This is a genomic window from Streptomyces sp. NPDC059454 (genome assembly GCF_042749965.1).
GTDB lineage: Bacteria > Actinomycetota > Actinomycetes > Streptomycetales > Streptomycetaceae > Streptomyces.
This window is the reverse complement of the sequence record NZ_JBHYVC010000018.1, coordinates 1-14,095: the sequence shown is the minus strand read 5'-3', so window position 1 is coordinate 14,095 and position 14,095 is coordinate 1. Positions and strand designations below refer to the sequence as shown.

The window sequence follows — 14,095 nt, the reverse complement described above, 5'->3', positions numbered from 1 at the left end:
GTACCGGCTCCCGCGCGGCCGGGCAGTCATCCGGCAGTTCACCAGTCATGGCCCGACGGCGCCGTCCGAGGCGGGAGCCGACGGCACATCCGGAGAAGAGGAGTGGGCCGATGCGGCTCGACGGCACGGTGGCGGTGGTCACGGGAGGGACGACGGGACTCGGTCTCGCCACGGCCCGGCGGCTGATCGCGGAAGGCGCGAAGACCGTCCTGGTCGGCCGCACGGAGGCGGCAGGCAAGGCGGCGGCCGAGGAACTCGGCCCCGCCGCCGCGTTCGTGGCCGCCGACGTGCGGCTGGAGGAGGATGTCGCCCGGGCGATGGACGTGGCCGAGGAGATGGGCCCGCTGCGCACCCTCGTCTGCTGTGCGGGCGGCGCCCACAGCAAGCGGATGATGGGCCGCCGTCCGATGCGGCTGGAGGAGTTCGCCACGGTCGTGGAGACCAATCTGACCGGCACCTTCAACGCCGTGCGCCAGGCCGTGCCGCGCATCGTGGCGCAGCCCCTGGTGGACGGGGAACGCGGTGTCGTCGTCACCACCTCCTCCATCGCCGCCTGGGACGGCCAGGCCGGCCAGAGCGCCTACGCCGCCTCCAAGGCCGCCATCGTGGGCATGACCCTGCCCCTGGCCCGGGAACTGGCCGAGCACGCCGTGCGTGTGGTGACCGTCGCCCCCGGCCTGTTCCAGACCGGCCTGCTCGAGACGGTGCCGCCGCCCGTCCGCGACCTGCTGCGCCGGCAGATCCCGCATCCGCAGCGCATGGGCGAACCGGACGAGTTCGCCGCGTTCGTCGCCCATGTCATCGACAACCCCATGCTCAACGGCGAGACCATCCGTCTGGACGCCGCCCTGCGCATGCCGGTGCTCTGAGCCGCTCCGAGGAGAGAAGACCGATGGAACTCGCCACCACCCTCCCCTACGCGGAGGACCCCCGTAGGGCCGTCGAGGAGATCGTCCAGCTGGAACGGGCGGGACTCGACTGCGTCTGGGTCGCCGAGGCGTACGGCTACGACTCCCCCACCACGATGGGGTACCTCGCGGCGCGCACGGAGCGGGTACGGATCGGTTCGTACATCCTCAACGTCTACTCGCGCACCCCCGCGCTGATCGCCCAGACGGCCGCCGGCCTCGACTCCGTCTCCGGCGGCCGCGCCCTGCTCGGGCTGGGCGCGTCCGGGCCGCAGGTGATCGAGGGCTGGCACGGACGGCCGTACGACAAGCCGCTCGGCCGGACCAGGGAGACCGTCGAGCTGTGCCGGCGGATCTGGCGGCGCGAGGTGATCGAGCACCACGGCATCCTCGACATGCCGCTGCCGCCGGAGAAGGGCGGCAGGCTCGGCAAGCCGCTGAAGTTCCTCAACCACCCCGTGCGCGAGGAGATCCCGGTCCATCTCGCGGCGCTCGGCCCGGCCAACGTCCGGATGACCGCGGAGATCGCCGACGGCTGGCTGCCGCACCTGTTCGTGCCGGAGAAGGCCCGCGAGGTCTGGGGGGCCTCCCTGGACGAGGGGCTGGCCGCCCGGTCCGCCGGGCGGGGGCCGCTGCGGATCGCGGCGGGCACCCTGCTCGCCGTCGGCGAGGACGCCGCGGCCGCCCGCGACCTGATCCGCCCGATGATCGCCCTCTACGTCGGCGGCATGGGCGCCAAGGGCAAGAACTTCTACAACGACCTGGCCCGCGCCTACGGTTACGAAGAGGCAGCCGAACGGATCCAGGACCTGTACCTGGCCGGGAAGAAGCGGGAGGCGGAGGCCGCCGTCCCCGCCGAGTTCGCCGAGCTGGTCTCCCTGTGCGGTCCCGAGTCCTACGTCCGTGAGCGCATCGAGGCGTTCCGCGAGGCCGGGGTGACCCAGCTCAACGTCCGTCTGACCGGCCCCGATCCCGTCAAGCTCGCCGAGCGGGTGAAGGAGTGGCTGTGAGCCGCCGCCGGTGACAGGTCCCCCGCACCCGAGGAGTTCCCCCGCATGACAGCCGAGGCGTACGTCTACGAGGCCGTCCGCACCCCGCGCGGCCGGGGCAAGGCGAACGGCGCCCTGCACGGCACCAAACCCATCGACCTGGTGACCGGACTGATCCACGAGCTGCGCCGTCGCCTGCCGGACCTCGACCCGGCCGCGATCGACGACCTGGTGCTCGGCGTGGTCGCCCCCGTCGGGGACCAGGGCGCGGACCTCGCGCGGACGGCCGCGCTCGCCGCGGGCCTGCCCGACACGGTCGCCGGCCTGCAGCAGAACCGGTACTGCGCCTCCGGTCTCGAAGCCGTCAACCTGGCCGCCGCCAAGGTGCGTTCGGGCTGGGAGGACATCGTCCTCGCGGGCGGGGTGGAGTCCATGTCCCGGGTGCCGATGGGCTCCGACGGCGGTCCCTGGTTCCTCGACCCGATGACCGGCCTGGCCACCGGGTACGTCCCCCAGGGCGTCTCCGCGGACCTCATCGCCACCGTCGGGGGCTTCACCCGCCGGGACGTCGACGAGTACGCGGCCCTGTCCCAGGAACGGGCCGCCCAGGCGGTGAAGGAGGGACGGTTCGACCGCTCGCTGGTGCCGGTGCGCGACCGCAACGGACTGACCGTGCTCGACCACGACGAGCACCCCCGGCCGGGCACCACCGCGCAGTCGCTGGCCGCGCTGAAGCCGTCCTTCGCGGAGCTGGGCGAACGCGGCGGCTTCGACGCGGTGGCGCTGCAGAAGTACCACTGGATCGAGGAGATCGACCACGTCCACCACCCGGGCAACTCCTCCGGCATCGTCGACGGCGCCGCCCTGGTCGTGATCGGCTCCGGGGAGGCGGGCGACCGCCACGGCCTCGTCCCGCGCGCCCGGATCGTCTCCGCCGCCGTCTCCGGCACCGAGCCCACCATCATGCTGACCGGTCCCGCCCCGGCCACCCGCAAGGCGCTGGCCAAGGCCGGGCTGACCATCGACGACATCGACCTGGTCGAGGTCAACGAGGCGTTCGCGGCGATCGTGCTGCGCTTCCTGGAGGACATGGGCCTGTCACCGGACAAGGTCAACGTCAACGGCGGCGCCATCGCGCTGGGCCATCCTCTCGGGGCCACCGGCGCCATGCTGCTCGGCACGCTCGTGGACGAACTCGAGCGTCAGGACAAGCGGTTCGGCCTCGTCACGCTGTGCGTGGGCGGCGGGATGGGCATCGCGACCGTCGTCGAGCGCGTGCGGGACCCGCGCCGAACCGCACGGAAGCAGCCGCCACGGCACGACAGGACCCAGGCCACGTGAGGGGCACCGAACAGTGAGCCACGTTTCCACCATCCGCTTCGAGCGGGACGACACCGGGGTGGTGACCCTGGTCCTCGACGACCCGGGCCGGTCCGCCAACACCCTGCACGAGGCCTTCGCCGCCGACCTCACCCGCGTCGCCGACCGGCTGGAGGCCGAGCGGGAATCGGTGCGCGGTGTTGTCCTCACCTCCGCCAAGAAGACCTTCTTCGCGGGCGGCGACCTGGACCACCTGAGCGGTGCCGGCCCCGAACAGGCCGCTGAACTCCTCGACTTCACCCTGCGTGTCAAGCGGGCGCTGCGCCGCGTCGAGACGCTGGGGCGACCGGTCGTCGCGGCGCTGGGCGGGGCGGCCCTCGGCGGCGGGTACGAGATCGCCCTCGCCTGTCACCACCGCGTCGCCCTGGACGCCCCGGGCACGCTGACCGGTCTGCCCGAGGTCACCCTCGGCCTGCTCCCGGCGGGCGGCGGGGTGACCCGCACGGTAAGGCTGTTCGGTGTACGGGAGGCGCTGTCACGGGTGCTGCTGACCGGCAGACGCCACACCCCCCGTGAGGCGCTGGACGCCGGTCTCGTCCACGAACTCGTGGACTCACCCGAGGAGTTGACCGTCCGGGCGCGTGCCTTCATCGACGCCCACCCCACCTCCCGGCAGCCCTGGGACACACCGGGCCACCGGATCCCCGGAGGCACCCCGGCCGACCCCGGGCTCGCAGCCGTCCTGCCCGCCCTCACCGCGACGCTGGCGGCCCGCACAGGCGGCGCCCCCTACCCCGCGCCCCGCAACATCCTGGCCGCGGCCGTCGAGGGTGCCCAGGTCGACTTCGAGACCGCGCAGGTCATCGAGTCCCGTTACTTCGTGGAGCTGGTGACGGGGCAGACGGCCAAGAACATGATCCAGGCGTTCTTCCGCGACGTACGCGCCGTGACCGCCCGGCACGGACGGCGGGTCCTCGCGCCCGGCGCCCTCACCTTCGGCCCCGCCGGCACGCCCCCGGTCGGCGTGGACACCTCCCCCGGCTTCTTCGCCGCCCCGCTCGCCGCCCGCCTGTGCGAGCGGTTCGCCGAGGAGGGCGCGGCACTGGCCGCGGAGGGCGTCGCCCCGGTCTCCGCCCGGCGTGCCGCCGAGGGAGCGGGTTATCCGGCCGCGGCCGTCGCGCTGTGGCACCGGCACGGCTCCGCGCCCCCGCCCGGGCCCGCCCGGGAGCGGGAGCCGGCCCGGCGAGCCGCCCGGCCGCCGGGCGACCTCGCGGAGCGGCTGCTTTTCGGTCAGGCACTGGAAGCGCTGCGCTGTCTCGAGGAAGGCGCCGTCGGCTCCGTCGCCGAGGCCAACCTCGGCTCGCTGTTCGGCGCGGGCTTCCCCGGCTGGACCGGCGGCGCGCTGCAGTACGTCAACGGCCACCGGGGCGGACCGGCCGGTTTCGCCGCCCGGTGCGAGGAGCTCGCCGAGCGGTACGGCGCCCGGTTCCGTCCGCCCGGGCTGCTGCTGGAGGCCGTCGCGAAGGGCGGCGGGAAAGCGACGTTCCGTGACTGAGGGTACGGCCGTACCGGTCTGGTCCGCCTGGCCCGGCCGGACGAAGGTCCGTACTCTGAACACCATGCTTCCCTCCTGGGCCCGGGCATTCCGGCTGGACCGTGTGGTCGCGCTGACCGGCCTCGCCCTGTTCGTCGACTGCGGGGCGCGCGCCTGGCTCGAGGGCGCCGACACCTCGCCGGCCGAGGTGCTGGGCTGGGCGCTGGCCCTGGTCGGCTGGCTGGCGCTCGGCTTCCGCTACCGGTGGCCCGTCTCCGTCGGGGCGGCGACCATGCTCGCGGGAGTCTCGTACTACCAGCTCACCGAGAGCGACGGGCCGACGCCGGTGGTCGTCTTCATGGTGGCGATCTACACCCTGGCCAGAGTCGGCCGGCTCACCGTCGTGGTGAGCCTCTCCGTCGTCGTCATGCTGGTGGTCACCTACGGTGAGTTCGTCGCCGTGGGCGACCAGCGCAAGGTCGACAACATGTCGATCATGCTGCTCAGCGGCTGGTTCCTGAGTGTCATCGCGTTCGGCCACGCGATGCGGGTGCGGCAGGCGTTCGAGCACGAGGCGGAGCAACGGGCGCTGGCCGCCGAGCGGGAGCGCGACGTGCGGGCCCGTCAGTCGGCCACCGAGGAGCGGCTGCGGATCGCCCGTGAGCTGCACGACGTACTGGGCCACAGCATCTCCCTGATCAACGTGCAGGTGGCGGCGGCCCTGCACCGCAGCGCCAAACGCCCGGGGCAGACCGCCGAGTTGATCAGCGCCCTGGAGTTCGTGCGGGACAACAGCAAGGAAGCGCTGCGCGAACTGCGCGGCACCCTCGGCGTGCTGCGCCAGGTGGACGAGGAGGCCCCCACCGCGCCGACGGCCGGTCTGGAGCGGCTCGGGGAACTCGCCGAGCGGGCCAGGTCGACCGGCCTCGCGGTCACGCTGGAGACCCACGGCGAGGCGTCCGTGATCCCGCCCCAGATCTCACTGGCCGCCTACCGCATCGTGCAGGAGTCGCTGACCAACATCACCCGTCACGCGCAGGCGCGCCACGCGGTCATCGAGGTGCGTTACGCGGCGGAGGAGTTCCGGGTGCGCGTCGAGGACGACGGACGGGGGGCGGCGGACGGCTTCGCCGGCAGCGGTATCGCCGGGATGGCCGAGCGGGCCCGGGCGCTGGGCGGCGAACTGACCGCGGGCGACACCGGTTCGGGCTTCCGGGTGGAGGCCCGGCTGCCTCTGTGCCCGGCGGGCGGGGAGACCCGGCGGTCCGGCGGTTCCGCCCCCGCGGTGGCGGGCGCGGCGGCGGACCGCTGACGGCCGGTTCCGGTGGCCGACATGGCCGGATCGTCCGCCGTGTGACTACCCTGTGGCGCATGACGACGCCCATCAGAGTCGTGCTCGCCGACGATCAGAGACTCGTGAGAGCCGGATTCCGGTCGATCCTGGACGACGAGGACGACATCGAGGTCGTCGGCGAGGCCGCCGACGGTGTCGAGGCGGTGCGGCTCGCCGGTGAACTGCTGCCGGACATCGTCCTGATGGACATCAGGATGCCCGAGGAGGACGGTCTGGCCGCCACCCGGCGGATCACCGGGGACGAGCGGCTGTCCGAAGTGAAGGTACTCATCCTGACCACCTTCGACATGGACGACTACGTGTTCAACGCCCTGTACGCGGGCGCCTCGGGGTTCCTGGTCAAGGACACCGAGCCGATGGAGCTGCTGCACGGCATCCGCGTCTGCTCCCGGGGCGACGCCCTGATCGCCCCCAAGGTGACCCGCCGGCTCATCGCGGAGTTCACCAACCGGATCCGTCACCCGGACCCGAGCCCGCGGCTCAACGCCCTGACCGCGCGCGAGCACGAGGTCCTCGGCCTGGTGGGCGCGGGCCTGACGAACGACGAGATCGCCCGCAGGCTGGTGCTCAGCCCCGCCACCGCCAAGACGCACGTAAGCCGCATCATGTCCAAGCTCGGTGCCCGTGACCGCACCCAGCTCGTCATCACCGCCTACGAATCCGGCATGATCACGCCGGGCTGGCTGAGCTGACCCCACCGGCCCCGCGCCGTCGTGCCGCCCCGCCCCGCGGGGTCCCGGCCGGCCCGTACCCCCGCACCACCCCGGTTGTAGTGCCGGTGCGGCCCCGCACACCCGGGCACGAGACCCCTGGAACGCCCTGACCTGCGGTGACGTCGCCGAGACCGGAGACGGGGCGGCCGCGGTGTGCATCCCCGGTGGTACGCCCCGGACCGGCCTGCACCCGGCGTCGTACGCGGGGTGCAATCCGGCGGCCGACGCGGGAGATCGAGCCGTGGGCCGATTGTGGAGGCGTGGAACAGCAGACCACCCCTGATCCCGCCCGTCGGCTTACATCCCCCGGAGCCGGCGGGCGTACCCGCCCGGCTCCCGGGCGCGTTCCGGCAAGCCCGCCGGCCGTGCCCGGGAGCCGGCGGTCCCCCGTGTCCGCACGCGTACCGGCGGGCGTCCTCCCGGACGCCCGCCGGTACGCCCACGGCCGCCCCCGGCCCCGCCGGCGGTGAACGGTCGTGGAGCTGGTCGCCGTCGTGCTGCTCGCCGGTTGTTTCGCCGTGTACTTCGTGTTCGGCGGAGCGGACATCGGCCTGGGCATGGCGCTGCCGTACCTGGGGCGCGACCGCGCCGAACGGCGGCGGGCCGGCGGTGCGCTGTGGCCGCTGTCCGTGGTCCACGAGGGCTGGCTGCTGCTGGCCCTCACGGTCCTGGCCGGCTGCTTCCCGGCGCTGGTCGGCGAGGTGACCGGCGGACTGTGGCTGGTGCTCGTCCCGCTGCTGGCCGGCTGGCTGGTGCGCAACGCCGGCCTGTGCTGGCGGGCGGCGGGCGGCGGGCCGGTGTGCGACGCCCTGGTGGTCGCGGGCAGCTGCGTGCTGGCCTGCGGCTGGGGCTGGACGCTGGCCTCCGTGGTCGACGAGGAGTCGGGACGGCCCGCACCCACCACGACCGGCGCCCCGACGGCGGCCGCGGTCGCCCTGCTGTTCCTCGCCCACGGCATGAGTTCGGCCGCGCTGCGGCTGACCGGAGCGCCGCTGCGCCGTGCCCGCGTGCTGACGGGTCAGCAGGCGGGCGCGCACTCCTACGCCCTGACCTCCGCGGTCATGGCGGCACTGCCCCTGCTGGCCGGGCACCGGCTGCCGCTGTGGGAGCACGTCGCCCACGGCTCCGTACAACGTCTGCTGCTGCCCTTGTTGATCTGCGCCGTTCCGCTGCTGCTCGCCACCCAGGCGCGGCTGCGGCGCCGGCCGGACACCGACCCACTGTGAACCCTGTGGAGAGAGACCGAAGCAACCATGACCCTGACCGAAGAGACGACCCAGACACAGAGCCAAGAAGGCGTGTTCGCACGCGTCGCCGGCTTCTCCTACCGTCGGAAGTGGCTGGCCCTCATCCTGTGGTTCACCGTGCTGGTGGGCGTGTGGGCGGCCGCGACGGTGGTGGGCGACGACTACCGCGAGGACTACGCGCTGCCCGGCACCGAGTCGCAGGCGGCGGCCGACGTGCTCGCCGAGCACGGCGCGGCCCGCGCCGGTGACACGATCTCCATCGTGCTGCGCGACGAGGACGGGCTGAGGACCCCGGAGGCCGAGCAGCGCGTCGAGGGCATGCTGGCGGACGTCGCCGGCCTGCCCAACGTGGAGCAGGTGCGCAGCCTGTACGACGACTCCGCCGCCCTCTCCGAGGACGGCACCATCGGTTACGCGACCGTGGTGCTGGAGGTCGCCTCGAAGGAGATGCCGAAGGAGGACACCCAGAAGATCTACGACGCCGCCACCGCCATCGAGGGTGACGGGCTCCAGGTCGAGCTGGGCGGTGACGCCGCCCGGGTGCTCGGCGAGAGCTCGGGCAGCGCGGCCGAGGGCGCCGGTCTGCTGGCCGCGCTGGTCATCCTGGTGTTCATGTTCGGTACGGTCATCGCCGCCGGGCTGCCCATCATGACCGCGGTGTTCGCGGTGGGTTCGACACTCGGGGTGATCGTCCTGATGTCGCACCTGTTCACGATCGCCGACTGGACGACGTACGTCATGATCCTCGTCGGCCTCGGTGTCGGCATCGACTACGCGCTGCTGATCTTCGCCCGGTTCCGGGCGGAACTGGTGCGCGGCATCGCCCCCGAACGGGCCACCAAGGACGCGCTGGACGTGGCCGGCCGCTCGGTGTTCTTCGCCGGCTGCACGGTCATCCTCGCCCTGCTCGGTCTGGTCGCCCTCGGTCTCGGCTCGCTTCAGGGCATGGCTGTCTCGGTGGCGCTCACCGTGCTGGTCACCATGATCGCCTCGCTGACGCTGCTGCCCGCCCTGCTGGGCATCTTCGGCGAGCGCTTCACCCGCCAGTTCACCGCGCGGGCCGCCAAGCGCGCGGCCCGCGGCAAGCCCGAGGAGGGCGCCACCTGGCGCAAGCTGGCCGCCGGGGTGCAGCGCCGGCCGCTGGCCGCGCTGCTGGCCGCCGCGGTGATCCTGGGCGCGCTGTGCGTGCCCGCGCTGACCATGCGGCTGGGCTTCGCGGACGCGGGCAGCGACGCGCCCGACACCACCAGCCGTCAGGCCTACGACCTGCTCTCCGACGGTTTCGGCCCCGGCTTCAACGGCCCGCTGATCGTCATCGTGGACGGCGGTGAGGGCGGAGCGGAGCAGGCGGGCACCGTCGTCACCCGGGCGCTCGGCGAGGTCCCGGGTGTCGCGGCCGCCACTCCGCCCGTTCCCACCGAGGACGGGGAGGCCGCGACGGTCCTCGTCTTCCCCTCCTCCTCGCCGCAGGACGAGAAGACGTCCGACCTGGTCGCCGAGTTGCGCGACGACGTACTGCCCCCGCTGGCGGCGGACACGGGTGCCCGGTACCTGGTGGGTGGTTCCACGGCCGCGGCCGAGGACTACTCGCAGAAGGTCTCCGACCGGATGCCGCTGTTCGTCACGATCGTCGTGGGCATGTCGATCCTGCTCCTCATGGCCGTCTTCCGCTCGGTGCTGATCCCGCTCAAGGCGGCGCTGCTGAACCTGCTGAGCATCGGTGCCGCGCTGGGCGCCATCACGCTGGTCTTCCAGCACGGCTGGTTCGGTGTGGAACCCGGCCCGATCGAGGCGTACCTGCCGGTGATGATCTTCGCCGTGGTCTTCGGCCTCTCGATGGACTACGAGATCTTCCTGGTCTCCCGCATCCACGAGGAGTGGGTTCGCACCAAGGACAACACCCTGGCCGTCCGGGAGGGCCTCGCCCACACCGGCGGTGTGATCACCGCGGCCGGCGCGATCATGGTCGTCGTCTTCGGCGCGTTCATGCTCAGCCCGCAGCGCCTGCTCCAGCAGACCGGCTTCGGCATGGCGGTCGCCATCTTCGTCGACGCGGTCGTCATCCGCTGCCTCATCGTCCCGGCCGTGATGCAGCTCCTGGGGCGCCGCGCCTGGTGGTTCCCGGCGCCGCTGGAGCGTCTGCTGCCGAAGGTGGAGCTGGAGAAGAGCCACTGACGCGCCGGACGTCCTGACGACGGCCACGATGTGACGGGGCCCGGGGCCGGAGGATTCGTTCCTCCGGCCCCGGGCCCTTCGCGGTCGGCGGCGGGCGCCGTACGTCCCGGTCGTCACATGAGGGCCGCCGCGTCCTTCTCCTGGCGGGCGAACGGCGGCAGGGCGAACATCAGGACCGTCATCAGGGCGAAGAGGCCCGTGACGGAGAACAGTCCGATCCGGAAGGCCCCCGAGAAGGCTTCCGCCCGTATCTCGGGGAGGTGCTCGTCCAGCACCTCCCGCACGGCCGGCGACCGGCCGTCGGGGACGCCCGGGAGCCGCTCCTGGCAGCTCTTGGGCACCGCTTCGGGGCTGACGTCGGCCATCCGGTCGTGCACACAGGCGCGGAAGCCGGCGAGGACGCCGTCGGCGGTGCGGGTGTCGGTGACGCCGACCGCCGCCAGGTCCTGCCGTATCTGCGGCTCCACGGCATCGACGCCCTTGCCGGACTGACCGGGCAGGCCGGAGAGGAAGAAGACGGCCATGAGGGCGATGCCGACCGCGCTGCCGAGCTGGCCCGAGGTGTTCAGGACACCGGAGGCGGAGCCCGCGACCTTGTGCGGGACGCCGGTGAGGGCGAAGTCGAGCACGGGAGCCAGCACCGCCCCCATGCCGAGGCCGAAGACGAACAGCGGCGCGCTCATCTCCCAGGAGGTGATCTCCACGCCGTACCGGTCGTACGCCCACACCATCCCCAGCGCTCCCGCGATCAGCAGCACGCCGCCCGCGAACAGCACCTTGCGCCCGAACTTCGGCGTCAGGAACTGCACCGTCGTACCCGCCGACACCAAAAGGCCGAGGAACATGGGCAGTCCGGTCAGTCCGGCGCGCATCGCGGACCAGCCGAGCCCCGTCTGCAGGCAGATGGTCCACATCAGGAAGAAGGTGCCGTACGCCACGCTGTAGAGGAAGTTGACGCCGAAGCCGGCGGCGAAGCTGCGCGCACGGAAGAGCTCCAGCGCGATCAGTGGTGAGCCGCCGCGGGCGATGAGCCTGCGCTCGTACGCGACGAAGCCGGCCAGCACCACGACCGACCCGCCGAGCATCCCGAACGACCAAGCCGGCCATCCCAGTTCGCGTCCCTGTGTCAGCGGGTACACCAGCATCAGCACACCGGTGGTGGCGAGCACCACACCGACCAGGTCCAGCCGGGGCGCGTCGGCGTCCCGGGACTCCCGGACGAGGTACAGCGCGGCGAAGAAGGTGAGGATCCCGACCGGGATGTTCAGCAGGAAGATCGGCCTCCAGCCCCAGCCCAGCAGGTCGGCCTCCACCAGGACCCCGCCGAGGATCGGACCGAAGACCAGGGCCAGTCCGCCGATGCCGCTGAACACCCCGAAGACCTTGCCCCGCTCCTCCGGCGGGAAGGTCACATGGATGATCGACAGCACCTGGGGGACCATGAGGGCCGCGGTGGCGCCCTGGACCGCCCGCGCGGCGATCAGCGTGCCGGGGTCGGCGGCGATCCCGCACAGCAGGGACGAGACGGTGAACCCGGCCATGCCGGCCAGCAGCATCCGGCGGCGCCCGTAGAGGTCGCCCAGGCGCCCACCGGTGATCAGCAGCGCGGCGAAGGCGAGCGCGTAGCCGGAGGTCGTCCAGGCGACCTCCGAGTAACTGGCGCCTATGTCCTGCTGGATGGCGGGCACCGCCACGTTGACGATCGTCACGTCCAGCAGGTCCATGAAGGAGGCGAAGAGGATGACCACCAGCGCCAGCCACCGTTTGGGGTCGGGCGGGTTGTCGGTCCTCTCGGAGGTCTCTTCGACGGAAACGGTCATCGGATGTCCGGCCTTTCGGATCGGTCGGCGGTCGACTGGAAACAGATGGGGGCGCTGCCACTGGTGGAGGCCCTCCTCGGGCCGGCAGCCCGGGCCGGGCACAACCGGTGCACGCCGAGCCCGCCGGGCCGCCGCCGCGGGCGGACCACCAGGAGGCGGACCACCGGAAGGCGGACCACCCGGGGCGGACCGCCGGAAGGCGGACCACCGGGAGGCGGACCACCCGGAGCGGACCACCAGGAGGCGGACCACCCGGAGCGGACCACCAGGAGGCGGACCACCGGGGGACGGACCACCCGGGGCGGGCCGCCGGAAGGCGGACCACCGGGGGCGGACCACCCGGGGCGGACCACCGGGAGAAAGGAGCCCGGGGCGGCACCCGGGAGGCGGGTCGTCTCACGCGGCCGCCGGACAGCGCACCCGGGGCGGACGCGAGAGGACTTCCGGGATGCCGCCCGGGCCGGTGCACGAGCCGTTCCCCGAGCGGGTCGGGACCCCGTGCACCGCCGCGCGGCGCCGGAACGCCCCGGCGGCGTGGACGGGCCGCCGCTCGTCGCGGCACCGCCGGGGCCGGCCCCCGTGCGGGTGACCCCGCTCACGCCGTCACGGGCTCCGCCGCCGACGCCGGAAGGCACAGTGCGGCCGCCCCCCACACGGCACCCTCGCCGAGACCGGCCAGCAGCACCCGCTCCCCCGCGCCGAACCGGCCCTCCGCCACGGCCCGCGCGAGCAGCAACGGCAGCGCCCCCGCTCCCACGCCCCCGCCGCTCACGACGGCCGGGCCGAACAGCCCGTCCGGCCCGGCCGACAGCCCTGACACGGCCGGGTGGACGACGACGCCGTCGATGTCCCCGGGCTCCCACCCGGCCCCGCGCAGCGCCGCGAGCCCCGCGCCCCGCAGCGGCTCCCGGCCGGCCCGACCCGCACGGCGCCCGTCATCCTCCCCGGGCGCGGGCGCTGCCGCGCCGCGGCCGCCCAGCACCACCTTGCCCACGGCGCCGGGCTGTCCCGGCGCTCCGGCCCCGAGCACCACGGCCCCCGCGCCTCCGGTCTGCCGGCCCTCGCCCGCGACGACGTCCGCGCCGATCAGCAGGGCCCGGTCCACCGTGCCGGACGTGACGAGGGCGACGGCGCCGGCCAGGCCGTGGAGGAATCCGGCGCAGGACGCCGACACCTCGAACGAGGCGACCCCGGCGAACCCCAGCCGGGCCGCGACCCGCGGGGCGGCCGCCGGCCCACCGGAGCGGGCCGGCGTGGCCGTGGCCAGCAGCAGCGCGTCGACGCCGGACGCACCGGCCGAGCGCAGCGCCCGGCCGCCCGCCATGACGGCGGCGTCGACCGTGTCCGGGGCGCCCGTGCCGGGCCCGGCTCCGGCGCGGGGACCCCCTGCGCCGCACACGGTGCAGCGCCGCTCCCCGGGCCACGGCGGTTGCCCGGGCGGCGCCCAGCCGCCGATGCCCTCGACCACGGCGGCCCTCCCGGCCGGGTGAGCGGGCGCCGCCCCGGGCGCGGGGCGCGACAGCGGTGCGTAGCCCGCCCGCACCAGGAGCGCGTCCCGCTGCGGGACCGGTACCTCCAGGTGATCCGTCAGTCTGAGCAGCAGCTCCCGGCTGGGCCGCGCCCGCCCGTTCTCGACGAAGCTGAGGTGCCGGGCCGAGACGTGGGCGAGGTCGGCGAGCCGGCTCTGGCTGAGCCTGCGCCGGGACCGCCAGTCGCGCACGGCCGTCCCCAGTTCCGGAAGCTGTCCTTCGAGGGTCACGCGTCGGATGCTAGGAGGGCGCCGTGGCGGCCGCCGCACAGTGCCCGGTAGTCCGTCAGCTCCGTACACGACGGTCAGCTCCGTACACGACGGTCAGCGGGCAAAGCCGGCGGGGCGGACCACCGAGGACGGCGCCGCGTGCGGTGACACCCGCCGGTGCGGCGACGGCGGGAGCCCGGCCGTGGGCCGGCGGGGGGGGGCGGGGGCGCCCGGACGGGGGGGGGGGCGGCCGGCCGGGGGGGGCCCCCCCCCCGGGCCCCCGCCGCCCCCCCCCCC

The 14,095-nt window shown here is 74.0% G+C and carries 10 protein-coding genes; 8 read left to right on the top strand and 2 right to left on the bottom strand.

Features of this window, described 5'->3' with window-relative positions; all coding sequences use genetic code 11:
• The first annotated feature begins 110 nt into the window (after positions 1 to 110).
• From ACFXAE_RS15125 to ACFXAE_RS15090, 8 genes are all read left to right on the top strand, one after another.
• Complete coding sequence (locus tag ACFXAE_RS15125; RefSeq protein ID WP_384713643.1) at positions 111 to 869, top strand: SDR family NAD(P)-dependent oxidoreductase; 759 nt, start codon at positions 111 to 113, stop codon at positions 867 to 869.
• Positions 870 to 892: 23 nt separating this feature from the next.
• Entirely contained in the window at positions 893 to 1,918 is a 1,026-nt protein-coding gene (locus ACFXAE_RS15120) for an LLM class F420-dependent oxidoreductase (RefSeq protein WP_384713640.1), read from the top strand.
• Between the two features lie 45 nt (positions 1,919 to 1,963).
• The gene (locus tag ACFXAE_RS15115; protein WP_384713637.1) at positions 1,964 to 3,238 is read left to right on the top strand and encodes an acetyl-CoA C-acetyltransferase; all 1,275 of its coding nucleotides are present in this window, start codon (positions 1,964 to 1,966) and stop codon (positions 3,236 to 3,238) included.
• 13 nt (positions 3,239 to 3,251) lie between these two features.
• Entirely contained in the window at positions 3,252 to 4,772 is a 1,521-nt protein-coding gene (locus ACFXAE_RS15110) for an enoyl-CoA hydratase-related protein (RefSeq protein ID WP_384713634.1), read from the top strand.
• Between the two features lie 64 nt (positions 4,773 to 4,836).
• On the top strand, positions 4,837 to 6,063 hold the full coding sequence (locus tag ACFXAE_RS15105; RefSeq protein ID WP_384713631.1) for a sensor histidine kinase: 1,227 nt from the start codon (positions 4,837 to 4,839) through the stop codon (positions 6,061 to 6,063).
• Between the two features lie 59 nt (positions 6,064 to 6,122).
• Positions 6,123 to 6,797 carry a response regulator transcription factor gene (locus ACFXAE_RS15100; RefSeq protein WP_037773084.1) on the top strand — a complete coding sequence of 225 codons (675 nt, stop codon included), beginning with the start codon at positions 6,123 to 6,125 and terminating at the stop codon, positions 6,795 to 6,797.
• 497 nt (positions 6,798 to 7,294) lie between these two features.
• Positions 7,295 to 8,044, top strand: a complete 750-nt coding sequence (locus ACFXAE_RS15095; protein WP_384713626.1) for a cytochrome d ubiquinol oxidase subunit II — start codon at positions 7,295 to 7,297, stop codon at positions 8,042 to 8,044.
• 27 nt (positions 8,045 to 8,071) lie between these two features.
• Positions 8,072 to 10,240, top strand: a complete 2,169-nt coding sequence (locus ACFXAE_RS15090) for an MMPL family transporter (protein ID WP_384713623.1) — start codon at positions 8,072 to 8,074, stop codon at positions 10,238 to 10,240.
• 113 nt (positions 10,241 to 10,353) lie between these two features.
• Here the strand turns inward: ACFXAE_RS15090 and ACFXAE_RS15085 are convergent, their stop codons facing one another.
• Together ACFXAE_RS15085 and ACFXAE_RS15080 are read right to left on the bottom strand one after the other, a co-directional pair.
• Positions 10,354 to 12,060, bottom strand: coding sequence for an MFS transporter (locus ACFXAE_RS15085; RefSeq protein ID WP_384713620.1), 1,707 nt, complete (start codon positions 12,058 to 12,060; stop codon positions 10,354 to 10,356).
• 595 nt (positions 12,061 to 12,655) lie between these two features.
• Positions 12,656 to 13,819, bottom strand: a complete 1,164-nt coding sequence (locus tag ACFXAE_RS15080; protein WP_384713617.1) for a helix-turn-helix domain-containing protein — start codon at positions 13,817 to 13,819, stop codon at positions 12,656 to 12,658.
• Positions 13,820 to 14,095 lie beyond the last annotated feature (276 nt).